This window comes from Cytobacillus oceanisediminis (genome assembly GCF_003182355.1).
GTDB classification, from domain to species: Bacteria; Bacillota; Bacilli; order Bacillales; family Cytobacillaceae; genus Cytobacillus; species Cytobacillus oceanisediminis_A.
The window spans coordinates 84,714-101,094 of sequence record NZ_QGTW01000013.1 but is presented as its reverse complement, the minus strand read 5'-3'; the positions used below and the strand labels follow the sequence as shown (position 1 = coordinate 101,094).

At 42.1% G+C, this 16,381-nt stretch carries 17 protein-coding genes; 12 read left to right on the top strand and 5 right to left on the bottom strand.

Annotation, left to right across the window (positions count from 1 at the left end; translation table 11 throughout):
- Positions 1-111: 111 nt before the first annotated feature.
- From DFO73_RS21250 to DFO73_RS21235, 5 genes are all read left to right on the top strand, one after another.
- Positions 112-1,578 (top strand): protein adenylyltransferase SelO, encoded by a 1,467-nt coding sequence (locus DFO73_RS21250; RefSeq protein WP_110066698.1) that lies wholly within the window; start codon positions 112-114, stop codon positions 1,576-1,578.
- 232 nt (positions 1,579-1,810) lie between these two features.
- Entirely contained in the window at positions 1,811-2,596 is a 786-nt protein-coding gene (locus tag DFO73_RS21245) for an SDR family oxidoreductase (RefSeq protein WP_110066697.1), read from the top strand.
- 175 nt (positions 2,597-2,771) lie between these two features.
- Complete coding sequence (locus tag DFO73_RS28320) at positions 2,772-2,891, top strand: VOC family protein (RefSeq protein ID WP_142669540.1); 120 nt, start codon at positions 2,772-2,774, stop codon at positions 2,889-2,891.
- 460 nt (positions 2,892-3,351) lie between these two features.
- Complete coding sequence (locus tag DFO73_RS21240; protein WP_375137341.1) at positions 3,352-4,191, top strand: SPL family radical SAM protein; 840 nt, start codon at positions 3,352-3,354, stop codon at positions 4,189-4,191.
- 43 nt (positions 4,192-4,234) lie between these two features.
- Complete coding sequence (locus tag DFO73_RS21235; RefSeq protein WP_110066695.1) at positions 4,235-4,990, top strand: AAA family ATPase; 756 nt, start codon at positions 4,235-4,237, stop codon at positions 4,988-4,990.
- Positions 4,991-5,042: 52 nt separating this feature from the next.
- Here DFO73_RS21235 and DFO73_RS21230 read toward each other — a convergent pair whose 3' ends face one another.
- From DFO73_RS21230 to DFO73_RS21215, 4 genes are all read right to left on the bottom strand, one after another.
- Positions 5,043-5,459, bottom strand: a complete 417-nt coding sequence (locus DFO73_RS21230; RefSeq protein ID WP_110066694.1) for a VOC family protein — start codon at positions 5,457-5,459, stop codon at positions 5,043-5,045.
- 98 nt (positions 5,460-5,557) lie between these two features.
- Positions 5,558-5,860, bottom strand: coding sequence for a DUF5634 family protein (locus DFO73_RS21225; protein ID WP_110066693.1), 303 nt, complete (start codon positions 5,858-5,860; stop codon positions 5,558-5,560).
- A 111-nt stretch (positions 5,861-5,971) separates the two neighbouring features.
- The gene (locus DFO73_RS21220; protein ID WP_110066692.1) at positions 5,972-6,406 is read right to left on the bottom strand and encodes a MarR family winged helix-turn-helix transcriptional regulator; all 435 of its coding nucleotides are present in this window, start codon (positions 6,404-6,406) and stop codon (positions 5,972-5,974) included.
- A 14-nt stretch (positions 6,407-6,420) separates the two neighbouring features.
- Positions 6,421-6,897 carry a glutathione peroxidase gene (locus DFO73_RS21215; protein ID WP_110066691.1) on the bottom strand — a complete coding sequence of 159 codons (477 nt, stop codon included), beginning with the start codon at positions 6,895-6,897 and terminating at the stop codon, positions 6,421-6,423.
- Between the two features lie 499 nt (positions 6,898-7,396).
- On the opposite strand from DFO73_RS21215, the gene DFO73_RS21210 reads away from it, so the two are divergent.
- From DFO73_RS21210 to DFO73_RS21185, 6 genes are all read left to right on the top strand, one after another.
- Entirely contained in the window at positions 7,397-8,116 is a 720-nt protein-coding gene (locus DFO73_RS21210; RefSeq protein ID WP_110066690.1) for a FadR/GntR family transcriptional regulator, read from the top strand.
- A 190-nt stretch (positions 8,117-8,306) separates the two neighbouring features.
- Positions 8,307-10,091: an L-lactate permease gene (locus tag DFO73_RS21205; protein WP_110066689.1), complete on the top strand. Its 1,785-nt coding sequence runs from the start codon at positions 8,307-8,309 to the stop codon at positions 10,089-10,091.
- A 153-nt stretch (positions 10,092-10,244) separates the two neighbouring features.
- Positions 10,245-10,961: a (Fe-S)-binding protein gene (locus tag DFO73_RS21200; RefSeq protein WP_110066688.1), complete on the top strand. Its 717-nt coding sequence runs from the start codon at positions 10,245-10,247 to the stop codon at positions 10,959-10,961.
- 17 nt (positions 10,962-10,978) lie between these two features.
- Positions 10,979-12,406: a LutB/LldF family L-lactate oxidation iron-sulfur protein gene (locus DFO73_RS21195; protein WP_110066687.1), complete on the top strand. Its 1,428-nt coding sequence runs from the start codon at positions 10,979-10,981 to the stop codon at positions 12,404-12,406.
- Positions 12,406-13,122 carry a LutC/YkgG family protein gene (locus tag DFO73_RS21190; RefSeq protein WP_110066686.1) on the top strand — a complete coding sequence of 239 codons (717 nt, stop codon included), beginning with the start codon at positions 12,406-12,408 and terminating at the stop codon, positions 13,120-13,122. The genes DFO73_RS21195 and DFO73_RS21190 overlap by 1 nt, the downstream gene beginning before the upstream one ends.
- 123 nt (positions 13,123-13,245) lie before the next feature.
- Positions 13,246-14,310 carry a C45 family autoproteolytic acyltransferase/hydolase gene (locus DFO73_RS21185; RefSeq protein ID WP_110066685.1) on the top strand — a complete coding sequence of 355 codons (1,065 nt, stop codon included), beginning with the start codon at positions 13,246-13,248 and terminating at the stop codon, positions 14,308-14,310.
- Between the two features lie 169 nt (positions 14,311-14,479).
- Here the strand turns inward: DFO73_RS21185 and DFO73_RS21180 are convergent, their stop codons facing one another.
- Complete coding sequence (locus DFO73_RS21180) at positions 14,480-14,842, bottom strand: DoxX family protein (protein ID WP_110066684.1); 363 nt, start codon at positions 14,840-14,842, stop codon at positions 14,480-14,482.
- Positions 14,843-14,960: 118 nt separating this feature from the next.
- Here DFO73_RS21180 and hemG point away from each other — a divergent pair, with 118 nt between their 5' ends.
- A complete protein-coding gene (gene hemG / locus DFO73_RS21175) occupies positions 14,961-16,346 on the top strand; it encodes a protoporphyrinogen oxidase (protein WP_110066683.1) in 1,386 nt (461 codons plus the stop codon).
- The last annotated feature ends 35 nt before the right edge of the window (positions 16,347-16,381 follow it).

The following is a 16,381-nucleotide window of genomic DNA, read 5'->3' as shown; positions in this document are numbered from 1 at the left end:
AGTAGAAGAAGAAGACATTATAAAAAGCTGTGAATGTTAAGATGTAAACAGAGAACTAGAGCATAATAAAGAATAACCGGATAAAGAAGTCAAACAAGAAAAGGGGATACGATGACAAATAAGACAGAAACAGGATGGAACTTTGACAACAGTTATGCCAGGTTACCGAAATCATTCTTTTCCAGCGTTAATCCAAATCCTGTAAGTTCGCCGCGATTAGTCATACTTAATGGTTCGCTGGCAAATTCACTAGGGTTGAACGCTGAAGCGCTGCAAAGCGAAAATGGCTTAGCCGTGCTTGCAGGGAACGAGGTTCCTGAAGAGGCTTCGCCTCTTGCTCAAGCTTACGCAGGGCACCAATTTGGGCATTTTAATATGTTAGGTGATGGCCGTGCAATGCTGATTGGCGAGCAAATCACTCCGGAAGGTGAACGGGTTGATATTCAGCTTAAGGGTTCAGGCAGGACTCCATATTCCCGTGGGGGAGATGGCCGTGCGGCACTAGGGCCCATGCTGCGCGAGTACATCATCAGTGAGGCCATGCATGCGCTTGGCATACCAACGACCCGAAGCCTGGCAGTGGTGACAACCGGTGAGTCAATCATTCGCGAAACCGAGCTGCCTGGTGCCATTCTAACCCGAGTGGCTGGAAGCCATCTGCGCGTAGGCACCTTTCAATATGTTGCAAATTGGAGACCGGTTGAGGAATTGCATGCGCTGGCTGATTATACAATTAAGCGCCATTATCCCGAAATTGAAGGAGATGAGAACCAATATCTCTCCCTGCTTCAGGAAGTAATCAAGCGGCAAGCTGCACTGATATCGCAATGGCAATTGGTCGGCTTCATACACGGGGTTATGAACACCGACAACATGGCAATTAGCGGAGAAACCATCGATTATGGACCATGCGCCTTTATGGATTCCTATGATCTGGAAACCGTATTCAGCTCTATTGATAGGGAAGGTCGATATGCTTATGGAAACCAGCCCTTTATTGGCGGGTGGAATCTTGCAAGGTTTGCTGAAACTCTTTTGCCTCTGCTTCATGATGATCAGGATGAGGCTGTAAAAATAGCCCAGGATGCAATTTCCGATTTTAATAAAATTTATCAAAGTAATTGGCTTAAGGGCATGAGAGCAAAGCTGGGAATCATAAACGAAGAAAAAGAAGATGAAACACTAATTAAAGACCTCCTCAAGATCATGCAGAAGTCTGGTGCTGACTATACCAACACCTTCCGGGCATTAACTTTGAATAATGTGGAGGATACGGATCTAAATGGAAACCTTGAATTTACCCAGTGGTATGAGAAGTGGCAATCAAGACTGGGCAGGCAGGAAGAATCGAAAGACGCTGCAATTCAGTTAATGAGGAACAGCAATCCTGCACTAATCCCTCGAAACCACAAGGTAGAAGAGGCATTGGAAGCGGCAGTAAAACAAGGAGACTACAATGTGATGAGAAAGCTTCTTGATGTACTTTCAAACCCATATGCATATTCGCCTGAACAGGATGAATACTGCCAATTGCCCGAACCATCAGCACGTCCTTACCGAACTTATTGCGGTACATGATATAGAAGCAGTAGGAGAAGCTTACTGCTTCTCTCAACTATTTACTAGGATGCTATCTCTTTACTTGAGATAGCATTTTTTGTTAGGGCTGCTTCCTTTTCAAAACCCTTGAAATAATAGATTTTTGGTTTTCTCCACCTTCTCTCCCGTTATTGCATTTTTGCAAAAGGGTTTTATCTTATTGGCAAATGGGAAGAAGACAAGGACTAGCACATGTTAGGAGGAATACATTGTGGGCAAAACTATCTTCATAACAGGAGCGGGAAGCGGGCTTGGAAAAGGGGCCGCACTCGGCCTTGCCAAGAAAGGCCACCGTGTAATTGCGACTACAGAACTAACTTCTCAAAAAACGGATCTAATTCGGGAATCAGCGGAGCAGGGGCTGGATATAGATGTATTTAAACTCGATATTACAAACGAACGCGATCGTGATCAGATAGAAGAGTACAATTTTGATGTGTTTGTGGCGAATGCTGCGATTAATGAAGGTGGACCACTCGGTGAGGTGCCGATGGACAGGTTCCGTGCTCTATTTGAGGTGAACGTTTTTGCAACACTGGAAACTGTACAGATTGCTGCTCGAAAGCTTGTGAAAAAAGGGAGCGGAAAAATTGTGTTCATGAGTTCAATGGCAGGCATTTCGGCGACACCATATGTTGGTCCATATACTGCAACAAAGCACGCTATAGAGGGAATTGCGCAAACCTTGAAGAAGGAGCTTAAAGAATTCGGAGTGAAAGTGGCAACTATAAATCCAGGTGCTTTTGAGACTGGCTTTAACAAACGAAGTGCAGAGGAAAAATGGAAATGGTTCGATGAACAAAAGAATTTTACACGGAAAGAAGATATGGAAAAACAGGAAGAGGCATTAAAAAATCAATTCGATCCGGAAGATATGATTAAAAAGATGATTGAAATCATCCCGGCTGATCACCATAAATTTCGTACAGTCTACCCGGAGGAAACTGAAAAACAGCTCAAGAAGACTGAAAAAGAGCGGTGGAACATGGAAATTTGATATAGAAAAAGGAGGGTTTGATCCTCTGTATTAATGTACTAACAGTCAGGCACCATACGTCTGACCCTAACACTGGGTCAGGCGCTTTTTATTCTCTTTAAAAAGATTATCAAATTAGCAGGAATTGTAAACATATTAATAGAAGTACTGCAGGTCTAAAAAGGGAGGAATTTCCATGTTAAATAAAGTATGTGTATTATCAATTAAAGTGCTTTTTGATGAGCCGCAGCCTTGTCCTCCTGGGCGTTATTTTGTTATTGAAGATCCTTCAGGGAATCAGATTGAGATCGTGTAGTTCTCAAACTATTAGAAAATAAGTGAGGTGTCTGGCATTGGCCGGGCACTTTTTTAAATTAGCGATATTTCTGAAAGGATACTTTTGGTAAAATAATATTGTAGCAGCGAGAAGGGAGAGATTATGTGCAGTCTATATTAAAGTTCAACTATGAAGGCATCATTCTTCCGTTTTCTAAAATCGGAAAATAAGTGGTCTTTTATTAAACAAAATCCTTTTTTGGTTATTGCCATTATTCCACTTGATCAGGTTTTTCAGGTAGCAAGAATTGAACGTTTAATCTATTTGTCCAGATAAAAAAACGATCACTAAGTATTATATTTCTCCTTATATCGAAAAACTCACCTATCGCTCCCTCCCCCTTATCGTTTCCATACCTCTAATCAGGATTGACGTACTTTCGGCTAAAAGATATTATATCTATATACAGAACCAATGTTCGTTTTTTGTGAAACAGGTGATCAATGTGGATATACAGCTAAAAGAGATTGTTTCAAAGAGTATACTAACCCTTGCCAAAGGTGCAATAGATGATTTTACCCATTCTTTAAATCCTTATGCCGGATGTGTATTCGGATGTAAGTATTGTTATGTAAGGGAGCTTCCTGTTTCTATATTCCGTGAAGAGGAATGGGGGGCATGGATTGATATTAAAACGAATGCCGCGGAACTATTGGAAAAAGAATTGATTAAGGCTAAAAAAAGGGGACCTGTAGCATTGTTTATGTCCTCTTCAACTGACCCTTATCAGCCCATTGAGTATACTTCAAAGCTTACAAGAAGATTATTGGAAGTAATGCTTAAGAATCAGCCGGACTTTTTGCATGTCCAAACTAGGTCTCCCTTAGTAACACGGGATATCGACTTATTCCAGCAATTCGGAGAGAAAATCAGGATCTCCATGACTATTGAGACGGACAAAGAAGAAGTCCGGAAGGCGTTTGCTCCATCGGCGCCGCCTATCCCGGCAAGAATGGCTGCGTTAAAAGAAATCAAAGGAGCTGGGATTATAACACAAGCAACAATCGCCCCGTTGCTGCCATGCTCAAGGGAATTTCCCGCTAAGTTAAAATCGATTGCCAACCGAGTAACGATTGATGATTTTTGGATGGGAGACGGAAGCGGGGGCAGAAGGACTGAGAAACTCGGGATTCGCAGGATTTATGAAGATTTAGGGTTGGAAAAGTGGTATAATCCCTCAGCATTTAAAGTCGTTCTAAAGATGCTCCAGCAGGAATTTCAAGATGCTCCGATTCAACTCGGTGTATCCAAAAGCGGCTTTAGCCCTGATCGTAAATAGGGAAAAATGTTAAAGTATGAGAAAATCAATCGGAGGTATTAGTATGGATATATTAAGTGCGCAGTATGTAAGAAGCATTAGCCTTAAGAGAGATGCTGTGCCTTCCTTTAAACACTATCCCTTTAATCTTCCTGCTTTTAAGACGTTGGGCGAGCTGCCTTTTCACCCGAAGGTTACTTTTTTAATTGGTGAGAATGGGATGGGCAAATCTACTTTACTGGAAGCGATAGCGGTTGCATTGGGGTTTAATGCTGAAGGGGGATCTTTCAATTTTAACTTCTCAACGTTTGATACGCATTCTGAGCTTGGGAATTATCTTAGGTTAATAAAAGGTTTTGATAAACCAAGGGATGGATTTTTCCTAAGGGCGGAGAGCTTTTATAATGTTGCTTCCAACATTGAAGAAATGGATCGTGAAGGGGGCGGGCCTCGGGTGATTGATTCCTTTGGCGGCCGTTCACTGCATGAACAATCACATGGAGAGGCGTTCTTTTCCACATTCCTTCATCGCTTTCGCGGCAATGGAATATACATATTGGATGAACCGGAGGCTGCGCTTTCTCCATTACGGCAAATGTCCATGCTGACAAGAATCCATGATTTGGTCAATGAACACTCGCAGTTTATCATTGCCACTCACTCGCCGATCATCATGGCATATCCTAATGCCGCAATTTATGAATTCAGCGAGGAAGGCATTATAGAAAAAAAACTAGAAGAAACAAATCATTACAGGATCATGAAACAGTTTTTTGATAATAAAAAAAGAATGATTCATCATTTGTTAAATGATGAATGAAAATAGAGGCTTTCAGCTAAAGCCCCCATTTTTACATTAAATATGTATTTGGTTATTCACTATCATAATTGAACAGCCAGGTTATGCCAAACTTATCTGTTAATTGGCCATAACACTTGCTCCAAAACGTTTCCTGCAGCTCCATGCCTACAGTACCGCCTTCTTTCAGTTTGTTAAAGTATTTTTTAAGATCATCCAGATCTTTAATCACTATAGCCAGGTTGATGTTGTTTCCAACTGTAAAAGGCATTCCAGGGAATGTATCAGAAAACATCACGTTGCTTCCGCAAATGTTAAGGCGTGTATGCATAACCAAATTCTTTGCTTCCTCAGGCAATGGATATTCCGGGTTGGGAGGAGAGTCCCCAAAAGTCATAATCTCGGGTTTCTCTGTTTCAAAAACCTCTGTATAAAACTCAACAGCTTCCCGGGTATTTCCATTAAAATTAAGGTAGGCATTAACAGCCATTCTTTTTCACTCCTTTTTATAAATTTAATTTCATTATAGACGAAAAATTCGAAATTAAATATAGTCCAAAAGGGTTCATAAACCTCTATTACTAAAATTTAAATCACCCGGAAAGCTTGATCTAAATCGTTAAATCCCCTTCGATCATCTTTTTGAGGCTCATCGGTTTCAACCGTCCACTCCTTTTTTATAGGGGCTAAGCCGCCATTATCATTCTTGGTATATGGGCTATGTATATGATAAGTTTTTCCTTCTTTTTTCACTGTGTAGCCCATATAATATTGGTTATCCTGGCCTTCTTCTTCAAAAATTCCAATATCGTCAATCCCATATTTGGATATGTAGGATTGCAGCGGCTCCTGTAGTGCATTGATTATCTGCTCTCGTGGTAAAAAATCCATCGTTTATGCTCCTTTCCGAATTAACCTATACTTAATATGGCTTTTTTAGGGGTTATTAAACATAGAGGTAGAAAAAGAGTACCCCATTTTAGTGAGGTACTCTTGCTTTCCCTAAATCAGCCCCTTTACCTTCCTTCGCAGTGTCCCAAGCTGCATCATCAGCTGTTCATATTCTTCCAGCTCAATTCGGCACGTTTGGATTGTTTCACTGACTTTTTGGGTAATGGGATGTTTTTCTTGGCGGGCTTTATCCTGCAAATAAATATTTATTTTTCGTTCATCTGCTTGGGACCTTTCTTTCCGGAGCCAGCCATTTGATGCCATCCTTGCAATCATTGGCGTGAGGGTTCCAGTTCCCAGATTTAGTCTTTCTCCAAGCTCCTTTGCGGTTACTCCGTCTTTTTCCCAAAGTGCTAAAAGGACAAGGTACTGGGGATAAGTTAAGCCAAATGGCTGAAGAGCGCTTGTATACAATTTGGTAAATTCGCCTGCTGTTTCATAAACTGCAAAGCAAAGCTGTTTGTCCAGTGTGAAAAAGTCTTCCATGTCATCACCTTAAATTATAGTAATTTCTTTAAATCATCCTCGATTTTCCCGGGCTCTGTTGTTGGGGCATAGCGATCAACGACGTTGCCATTGCGATCCACAAGAAATTTCGTGAAATTCCATTTGATGTTCTTCGATAAAAGTCCTTTTTTCTGTTCTTTTAGAAAAACAAACAAAGGATCAGCATTCTCTCCATTTACATCAATTTTTGCGAAAATCGGGAAAGAGACTCCATAGTTAACTTGGCAGAATTCAGTGGTTTCTTCAATATTTTCAAATTCCTGGTTATTGAACTGATCGCAAGGAAAGCCAAGGATCTCCAAACCACTGTCCTTGTACTTTTCATATAGCCCCTGGAGACCCTTGAATTGAGGAGTCAGTCCGCACTTGCTTGCAGTATTAACGATAATTAGCGGCTTACCCTCATAATCTTTTAGAGAGTTGATCTCTCCATTTGGCTTTTTTACTTGAAAATCATAAACAGTTGTCATTAGAATTCCCCCAGAATATTTTCATTTTAAATCGCCTGCGATTTAATCTTAGGCGATTTAAAAAGAATATGCAACAAATAGGCCTTTTCTGAAACTAATAATGACGTTGGTCCGTATAGAAGAAGTGTCTGTATGGCTATAGGCTAGAAGCCATTATGAAAGATTTTATAGAAGTAGATTCGGCTAAGCAGCGTGGATTATTTGATGAATTTTATTTGAACAGTTTATATATATTGGCTGGACTCTTTACGATTTACAGGAGAATGAGAAAATTCCGGTTAGTGCAGTGAATGGCAGCGGTTTTATAAATGGAGAAATACATCTTGATTTTATCAGAATCCTGACTGTAATGGGGCCGGTATACTTTAAGAGGAGCAAGCCAAACCTGCTCTTTCGATTATAAAATAAACCTCTTAAAGGAATCGCTTACAAGTTAACATTGTCGCAGCACAGATAATACTATAGAATCAAAGAAAGATACATAATGGGGTGAACACTGTTGAATTATAGACGAATTAAACCGCGTAAAATATATGAAGAAGTGGCTGAGGCCATTATGGATATGATTAAGTCAGGGGAATTGAAGCCCGGGGATAAGCTGGATTCGGTGCAGCAGCTGGCGGAAAATTTTCAGGTTGGCCGTTCAGCGGTCCGGGAGGCATTGAGTGCACTGCGGGCTATGGGGCTGGTGGAAATGCATCAGGGAGAAGGGACTTATGTCCGCGAATTCAATTCCAATATGCTCAAGCTGCCTGTGCAAATAGCTGTTTTAATGAAAAAGGATGATGTGAAAAATCTGCTGGAGGTCCGCCGGATCTTGGAGGTCGGGGCAGTGGAAGCGGCAGCGTTAAGATGGACGGAAGATCAGCTTAGCGAAATCAAAGAGGCACTTGAACAGATGAAAAATGCCAATGATGAAGAATTAGGGGAAGAGGCAGATTTTCGTTTTCACATGGCCATTGCAAAAGCATCACAAAATGATTTGCTGATCAGCCTTATGAATAATGTATCGGAAATGATGGTTACTACTATGAGAGAAACACGCCGATTATGGCTATATTCAGAAAAATCCACATTGGGCCGTTTAACCCACGAGCATTCAAGCATTTATGAAGCATTAAAACAAAGGGACGGGGCTAAGGCACAAAGGTTATTGCTCGAGCATCTCCAAAGTGTAGAAGAAGTATTGATGAAATATTTTCATGAAATAGAAGTATAAGTAAAAAGAGCCCAATCGTTAAGATGCCTTTTAACGGTTGGGCTTTATTTTTAAAATTTTTAAAAAATACTATTGAGATATGAAAGCGTTTTAATTATACTGTTTATTATACTAAAGTCATCAGATGACCTGTTAATGTGATTAGTTCAAAGGGAGAAGAAATTTTTCAGCATGAAAGGGGAAGAGGTATTTGAGTATTGGTACACTGGCTTTAATTGCAACATTGCCTATCGTTTCAGTCTTTTTATTTTTGGTTATTTTAAGATGGCCGGCTAAGAGGGCTATGCCAGTATCGTTGGTTCTAACGATGATTATGGCCATGTTTATTTGGGAAGTGCCTGGAAATCAGGTTGCTGCAGCCGGGGTTAAAGGGGTTGTGACAGCTCTGGAAGTGGGAGTGATCGTATTTGGTGCAATTCTTCTTTTAAACACATTAAAAGAAAGCGGTGCCATTTTTACAATCCGTAAAGGGTTTATGAGCATTTCGCCGGACCGCCGTGTTCAGACCATTATCGTCTGCTGGCTGTTTGGATCCTTCCTTGAAGGAGCAGCCGGCTGGGGGGCACCTGCTACAATTGTTGGACCTCTCTTGGTCGCAATTGGTTTTCCTGCAATGGGAGCCGTTATGGTTGCACTTATCCTGCAATCAACGCCAGTTTCATACGGTGCTGTGGGTACGCCCATTCTAATAGGTGTTAATTCCGGTTTAAAGGATTCACCGTTAGTTCAAAGCTATATTGCTGAACAAGGAACGACTTTTGATGCTTACATAAATGGAATTGGCGGACAAGTTGCCCTTATTCACGGAATTATAGGCATATTTATTCCTCTATTTATGGTGACAATGCTGACTTATTTCTTCGGAAAAAATAAATCGATTGCAGAAGGATTGGCAATTTGGAAGTTTGCTATTTTTGCAGGTTTAGCATTTACAGTTCCGTATGCTTTAGTAGCAAATCTTCTTGGACCGGAGTTTCCATCCCTGATTGGCGGTTTAATAGGCTTAGCCATTGTCGTGCCTGCTGCTAAAAAAGGATTGTTTATTCCTGAAAAGTCATGGGATTTTGACGAAAAAGGTACTTGGGATCCGTCATGGACTGGTTCACTTCAGGTAGACGAATCCGAAAAACCAAAGAAGCAAGTGTCATTCATGGCTGCGTGGCTGCCATACCTATTAGTAGCTATTTTATTAGTTTTAACACGATTGAAATATTTGCCGTTCTCGGCATGGCTCCAAGCCTTGGTCATCAGGTTTGAAAGTTTATTTGGAACAGCGATTACAGTTGAATCGAAACCATTGAATCTGCCAGGTTTCATTTTTATTGTTGTTTCCCTGCTATCAATCTTTATATTTAAAATGAATATGAAAGAGTATGGACGTGCAGTAAAGGACTCTTTTAAAACAATTGTTAGTGCAATGGCTGCCCTGATTTTCGCAGTTCCCATGGTACAGGTGTTTATCAACTCTGGAATCAATGCTGCTGATTATACAAGTATGCCTCTTGCGTTGGCAGAGGGAATATCAAATATATTTGGAAGCTATTGGCCGCTTGCGGCACCAACAATAGGTGCAATCGGGGCGTTCGCAGCAGGAAGCAATACAGTTAGTAACATGATGTTCTCTTTATTCCAATTTGGTGTAGCAGATAATATCCTTGCAGCGCCGGCAACCATTGTTGCTTTGCAGGCTGTCGGCGGTGCAGCCGGAAATATGATTTGTGTGCACAACGTCGTCGCAGCTTCTTCTTCTGCCGGATTAATAGGCAAGGAAGGGAATCTGATAAGAAAAACGCTGATTCCAATGACCTTCTATGTTATTTTTGCAGGCGGAATTGGCTATGTAGCCATTAGCGGAATTGGGTTGAATATTGGAACCATCATACTTGCTGTTGTGGCGGGATTCATTGTAACGCTTATTGCCAAAGGCCAGAAGCAAAATAGAATGGAAGTTAAGCATTTGAGGAAAACAGCGTAAGGAAAATTGGCAAGCTCCCATTTGAGGGAGCTTGCTCTATTCGTTAAAGTCATCAGATGACCTGTTGACTAGGGTGGAGTAAAGGCTTACACTGTATATAGTTAAATGTATGGAATAAAATGAATTTACCTGAAGAAAGAAAAGGTGAGACCTATGAAAGTATCATTATTTGTAACCTGTTTAATAGATATTTTTCAGACGGATGTTGGGATGGATACAGTGGAATTGCTTGAAAGGCTCGGATGTGAAGTCGACTTTCCGGAAAAGCAGACTTGCTGCGGACAGCCGGCGTATAACAGCGGCTATGTAGATAAAGCAAAAGAATCGATGAAGCATATGATTAAGGTCTTTGAGCATTCCGAGTATGTTGTTACTCCTTCGGGATCATGCGGAACTATGTTTAGAGAGTATCCACATGTCTTTAAAGAAGACCCGGTATGGGAACCTCGTGCCCGGAAATTAGCGGATAAGACCTATGAACTTACACAGTTTATAGTGGATGTTTTAGGAGTAGAGGATGTAGGGGCAAAGCTTAATGGTAAAGCAACTTACCACACATCCTGCCATATGACAAGATTATTGGGTGTGAAGGAAGCGCCAATGAAACTATTAAACAATGTGGATGGCCTGGAAATGAAACCGCTCCCACATAATTATAATTGCTGCGGCTTTGGCGGAACTTTCTCAGTAAAAATGTCCGAAATCTCCGAGCAAATGGTAGATGAAAAGGTTCAGAGTGTTGAGGATTCTGGAGCAGAAATTTTAGTAGGAGCGGACTGCGGCTGCTTAATGAATATTGGGGGACGTATTGACCGAAAAGGAAAGCCGATAAAGGTGATGCATATAGCCTCTGTATTAAACAGCAGATAAAGAAGGGGGAAGCATAAATGGCTATGAAAATAGGGGAAAAACCCTTTAAAGAACGTGTCTCGGACGGAATAGGCGATTTATTTATGCGCGGAGCTGTTTCCTCTGCCCAGGGACGTTTTCGCAGCGGAAGGCTAAATGCTGCTGAAGAATTGGGGAACTGGGAAGACTGGCGGAAGCTTGGTGAGGAAATTCGGACTCATACCATTGAAAATCTTGATTATTATCTGGAGCTTCTAAGCGAGAATGTGACAAAGCGAGGCGGACATGTTTTTTTCGCTGAAACCGCTGAAGAAGCAAATGAGTATATTACTAATGTCGTCAAAAAGAACAATGGCAAGAAAGTTGTTAAGTCCAAGTCGATGGTAACAGAAGAAATCAATATGAATGAAGCTCTGGAAAATGCCGGCTGTGAAGTGATTGAAAGCGATCTTGGAGAATGGATTCTGCAAGTGGATGATCATGATCCACCGTCCCATATTGTTACCCCGGCCCTGCATAAAAACAAAGAGCAGATCCGTGATGTTTTCAGGGATAAACTGGGCTATGATAAAACAGAAAAGCCGGAGGAGCTTGCATTGTTTGCAAGGGAAAAGCTGCGTGAGGAGTTTTTGCAGGCCGATATCGGAATCACAGGCTGCAATTTCGCCATTGCTGAATCAGGAACGATTTCCCTCGTAACGAACGAAGGGAACGCGCGAATGGTCACAACCATCCCGAAAACGCAAATCACGGTGATGGGGATGGAGCGGATCGTCCCAACTTGGGAAGAGATGGAGGTTCTTGTAAGCCTGCTGACACGAGCGGCAGTTGGGCAGAAGCTGACAAGCTATATTACTGCTTTAACAGGGCCAAAACAAGAGGGAGAAGTGGACGGCCCTGAGGAATTCCATCTTGTTATTGTAGATAACGGCCGGTCTAAAATTCTGGGAACTGCATTCCAGTCTATCCTGCACTGCATCCGTTGTGCAGCTTGCATTAATGTCTGCCCGGTATATCGCCATGTAGGGGGACATTCATATGGGTCGATTTATCCGGGACCAGTGGGAGCAGTATTGACTCCACTTTTAGGAGGATATGACGAATATAAGGAGCTGCCATATGCTTCTACTTTATGTGCAGCATGTACGGAAGCCTGCCCGGTGAAAATTCCTTTACATGAGCATTTGCTTCGCCACCGCCAGGAGATTGTTGAAAAAGAAGGAAAAGCACCTGTATTTGAAAACTTATCGATGAAGGCGTTTAGCATGGGGACCGCTTCACCTTCCATGTATAATATCGGCTCCAAGCTTGCGCCGAAAGCATTGGTAGCGTTCGCCAAGGATGACAAAATCTCCGATGGTCCAGGCCCGCTGAAAAACTGGACGGAGATCCGCGAGTTCCCTGCACCTAAAAAAGACCGATTTAGGGATTTGTATAAAAAGAGAAAGAAAGAGAGGGGAGAATGATGCCAGCTGGTCAAGTTTATAATCGTAATTCTTTCCTTGATAACCTTGCGAAAAATTTGGGGAGGGAGCGCCGCCATCAAGTTAAGAGGCCAGAATGGGGCCATAATCCCCAATGGGGCGTTCTAAAAGGAGCGTCCCAGGATGAGCTTGTGGAGGTACTTAAAAAACAATGCTTGCTTATCCATACAGATGTGCATGAAACAGTCTCATCAGAACTGCCTGCACTGATTACTCACTTGATTAAGGAATATGGCGGAAAATCTGTGGTAACATGGGATGATCCGCGTTTTGAAGAATTTGGATTATCCGGTCTTCCGAAAGAATTTAATGAAGAAGAAGTCGCGGTTCATGTCTGGGATCAAGAGGGGGGAGAAGAGAATCTCGCCTTCTCGGCAACAGCTGACATCGGGATTACCTTCAGTGATGCCACACTTGCAGAGTCTGGGACCGTTGTTTTATTCAGCGATAAAGGGAAGGGGCGTGCGGTTAGCCTTCTTCCTGTCATCTATCTTGCTATCATCCCGAAAAGCACGATTGTTCCAAGGATGACCCAGGTTGCAAAACACATCCATAATAAAGTTGAAAATGGAGAGCCTATTCCGTCTTGCGTGAATTTTATTTCAGGTCCAAGCAATAGCGCTGATATTGAAATGAATTTAATTGTCGGCGTACATGGGCCGGTAAGGGCTACTTATATAGTTGTAGATGATAAATAATTTGGCTGATTCGCAGGTGTCTGCGGATCAGTTTTTTTACTTTCAGGCGAGGTCCGACTGCTAGATTTTCAGTTACTCTTCATATATCCTTAACAAAAGAAATTAAAAGAAGAGGGATTTGTTTTGAAGAAGATTTACAGTGATATTATCCAATTTCGGGGTACCCACTTTGATTTTGGATATATGCAAGGAGAGAGGTTAAAGGATTCAATTTCTGTAAAAAACCGGGAGGATCAATGGAAGGTGAGAAAGCCGCGATTCTCGATTGATGAAGGTGAAGTGAGGAAGGCGATTACTAGGTTTGCGCCTGGTATTTGGGATGAGCTGCTTGGATTGCGTGAAGCACTGGAGTGGCCCATGGAAAGGGTACTAAAAGAGTTTGGAGGCTATCGCTTGGATTATGTCCGATCAGGCTGTTCAATTATGACAGGTGAAGACTACCTGATCCGAAATTATGATTATCATCCAAAAACATATGAGGGGCGTTATACCTTTTATCAGCCAACAGATCAGGGATATGCGATCATGGGACCCAGCCAGCGGGTGACGGGCCGGATGGATGGCATGAATGAAAAAGGGCTTGTGATTGGCTATAACTTTATGAACCGGAAAAATCCGGGGGATGGTTTTATCTGCTGTATGATTGGCAGGCTTATACTGGAGTCATGTGCTAATGTCAATGAAGCGGTCGATATGCTGAAGGAAATTCCGCATCGTCACTCTTTTACTTATGTGGTATACGACCGAAGCGGTGAGACTTATGCGGTGGAAACCTCTCCCCGGGGAATAGAAATCCGCCAGACAACTGCCTGCACGAACCATTTTGAAATTATGAAGCATGAAAATCGGAACCATCTGATTGACAGCAAGCGAAGGCTGGATGTGATGAAAATCCGCCAGGAGCAGCCATTAAGCGCTCGTGATGCTTTCCGGCTTCTAAACGATACAGACAAAGGCGTTTTTTCCGATCTTTATGGCAGCTGGGCTGGGACGATCCATACATCCGCTTACCTGCCAATGGAGATGCAGGCCTGGTTCTCATTAGGCGGAGACCGGAAGCCGATTATATTTGATTTTTTCAGGTGGCTCGGCGGGCAGGATGTTGACGTTAGTCGGATATCTGGTGAAGTTAATACAGACATTCCATTTTTGCATATGGATGAGAATGCGAATTGGTTTCGGAAATGAAAAAAGCGGAGAGACTGAGCTCTCCGTTTTTTCTTTATTTCGTTCCAAAACTAACCTTTTTATTAAAAACATCTATTTGGAAGAGATTCTCTCATGAAATTTATATGGTGTTTCGGATATATCGGTCACTTCCCGTCCTATCAGCATCCCTTAAAAAAATCTGTTCTGTTTACGTAGATTGCCTATATAAAATGAAAAGCAGTACAAGCATGATGACATCCAGCCTGGCGTCAAAGGCAAAAGGCATAAAACCTGAATCAAGAGCTGGCATTTTTGTCAGGATAATGGCCGTAATCATAATGCCGATCAGTGGAATGACTGCGCTTTTAGCACTTCTATTAAAAAGAATTAATACACCGCATATAATTTCAAGAAAAGCGACCACATGCATGAGAAGTTCGGGATAGGGAAGCCCCAGATTCACAAAAGCATTGCCTATTTCCGCGCTGATCAGCTTCATAAAACCGGATACTATAAAAACATATGAAATTGAATAGCGAAGCAGGCTCATCGTAAGAACTGAATGCTTCATGTTCACTCCCCCTTTTCTAATATATATTCATCATTTGGACAAACCATCACATTCTTTCACCCAGATATTATGTGGTACACTTTATATATGAATTGGATGTAAATAGAGGTGTGTACAGGTGAAAACAGTATTAGTCATTGGCGGCGGGGTCACAGGGCTGTCCGCTATGTATGAATTGAATAAATGGAAAAAAGAAAATCTATCCAATATAAGGCTTGTGCTGGCAGAATCATCAGCACAGCTGGGCGGTAAAATTCGAACAGTCAGGGAAGGCAGTTTTGTGATGGAAGCAGGCGCCGATTCGATAGTTGCCCGCAAAGCCAATGAGATGAATTTTATCCAGGATCTTGGCTTGGAAGAAGAGCTCGTTTATAACACGGCGGGGCGTTCGTATATATACAGCGATGGAAAGCTAAAGCTGATTCCGGCAGATTCTGTTTTCGGGATTCCAGCCAGCGTTGAATCTCTGGCAAAAACGACCCTTGTGTCTGCTGAAGGTAAAGTTGCAGCGTTAAAGGATTTCTATACGAAAAATGAAGGTTTTACAAAGAATGATTCGATTGGCGAATTTTTGGAGCATTTTTTCGGAAAAGAATTGGTTGAAAAGCAGATCGCTCCTGTGCTTTCCGGTGTTTATTCCGGTGAACTCAGTGATTTGACGATTGCTTCAACCCTTCCGCAGGTGTTCGATTATAAAGAAAAGTATGGCAGCATTATAAAAGGAATTGAAGAAAACAGAAAAGCATTTCAGAGTGGCGGGGAAAAAAAGTTTCTTTCATTTAAAAGCGGCTTGGATGCACTAATACATGCTTATGAAGAAAAACTGGAGGGTGCCGAAATTTTAAAAAACACTCAGGCCGCTAAAATTGAAAAAGCGAATGGCCGCTATAGGGTCACTTTTACAAATGGGGAAAGCATGGACACAGATCATGTTGTGCTCAGCATTCCACACAATGCGGCTGAAGTGCTGATTAAAGACCGAGCCCTTGAAAGGGAGTTTAGCGGTCTTAAAAATAGTTCGCTTATTTCGATCTATGTTGCTTTTGATATTCCGGACAGCCAGCTTCCGGCAGACGGTACAGGCTTTATCACCGCAAATACCGATGAATTAACATGCAATGCTTGTACATGGACAAGCCGAAAATGGAAGCACACATCTGAAAGCGGCAATCTGCTTATAAGGTTATTTTATAAAAGCAGCCATCCTGTGTTCACATCTCTCAAGGAAATGAATGAAGAGGAGCTTCTGCAGGTTGCTTTGGCTGATATCAAAAAGAGCCTTGGAATTGTGGCTGAGCCTGCAGCAAGTGAAGTGACCAATTGGACGGAGAAAATGCCAAACTACCTGATAACCCATCCAAAAACAGTGGCTGCACTTGAAAGAAGGCTGGCTGAGGATTACCCTGGAGTATGGCTTGCCGGCTGTTCTTATTACGGGGTCGGCATACCGGACTGCATCGAAAACGGGGCAAACACTGCCAGAAAAATTATCCAGAATATATAAAGAAAGAATCCCCTCCTGAATTAGAAGGGGATTTT

Coding starts and splice junctions, on each gene's coding strand:
- DFO73_RS21250 (WP_110066698.1), top strand. CDS start 112: ATGACAAATAAGACAGAAACAGGATGGAACTTTGACAACAGTTATGCC.
- DFO73_RS28320 (WP_142669540.1), top strand. CDS start 2,772: ATGTTAAATAAAGTATGTGTATTATCAATTAAAGTGCTTTTTGATGAG.
- DFO73_RS21235 (WP_110066695.1), top strand. CDS start 4,235: ATGGATATATTAAGTGCGCAGTATGTAAGAAGCATTAGCCTTAAGAGA.
- DFO73_RS21230 (WP_110066694.1), bottom strand. CDS start 5,459: ATGGCTGTTAATGCCTACCTTAATTTTAATGGAAATACCCGGGAAGCT.
- DFO73_RS21225 (WP_110066693.1), bottom strand. CDS start 5,860: ATGGATTTTTTACCACGAGAGCAGATAATCAATGCACTACAGGAGCCG.
- DFO73_RS21220 (WP_110066692.1), bottom strand. CDS start 6,406: ATGGAAGACTTTTTCACACTGGACAAACAGCTTTGCTTTGCAGTTTAT.
- DFO73_RS21215 (WP_110066691.1), bottom strand. CDS start 6,897: ATGACAACTGTTTATGATTTTCAAGTAAAAAAGCCAAATGGAGAGATC.
- DFO73_RS21200 (WP_110066688.1), top strand. CDS start 10,245: ATGAAAGTATCATTATTTGTAACCTGTTTAATAGATATTTTTCAGACG.
- DFO73_RS21195 (WP_110066687.1), top strand. CDS start 10,979: ATGGCTATGAAAATAGGGGAAAAACCCTTTAAAGAACGTGTCTCGGAC.
- DFO73_RS21190 (WP_110066686.1), top strand. CDS start 12,406: ATGCCAGCTGGTCAAGTTTATAATCGTAATTCTTTCCTTGATAACCTT.
- DFO73_RS21180 (WP_110066684.1), bottom strand. CDS start 14,842: ATGAAGCATTCAGTTCTTACGATGAGCCTGCTTCGCTATTCAATTTCA.